This window comes from Hallella bergensis DSM 17361, assembly GCF_000160535.1.
Classification (GTDB): Bacteria; Bacteroidota; Bacteroidia; order Bacteroidales; family Bacteroidaceae; genus Prevotella; species Prevotella bergensis.
Genome location: NZ_GG704806.1, coordinates 1 through 600 on the forward strand (window position 1 = coordinate 1; position 600 = coordinate 600).

Here is a 600-nt window from a genome sequence, read left to right on the forward strand (position 1 = left end):
AAGACAAAGTTCCCTGAGGAACTTCATCACGTTCTTGACAAAGTAGCACATTCCTGTCCAACATTCTGCTGTTTCCGGAAGCTTGGCTCTGATGTTATTGGCTCGATAGACTCTCTTGCCTGTGCCGAAAGAGCATTCGACTTCGTTTCGTTCTCCGACGGCCTTGGCCATCTTCTTGAGATATTCGGGACTTCTGGGTTCCTTTGGCGGCCGACCTAATGGTTTGCAATAAGTCTTTATCTCATATTCTTTGAGAAGCCTTGTGTTTGCATGGTTCATGTAGATCTTGTCTGCAAGAATAGTAGCGGGAAGGTATGTGATACGTTTACGAATAGTCGTAAACAGGGAAGGATCGAAAAGCGGCTTGTCGGTGAACTCTGACAGACCACACAGATACTGCATGTATGGGTTCTCCTGAATCATTGAGATTGTATCCTCGTCAGAAAGGGAAAACTTATGCTTGATGATACATGCACCGATAATCATGCGGGCAGGCTTGTTGCCTGCACCTTTAACTTCATTGTCAAGTCTGGAGTTGTATACCTTTTCCAGTTCTGTCCATGGAAGAAGATCGCCTAATTTTACCCAGCGATTATTTTT

General features: G+C 44.7%; 1 protein-coding gene. It reads right to left on the reverse strand.

Translation table 11 applies throughout. The annotated features are described in order from the left end of the window. Positions 1-600 (reverse strand): transposase (locus HMPREF0645_RS13070; RefSeq protein ID WP_007175509.1); only part of this gene is annotated, 600 nt, incomplete at both ends.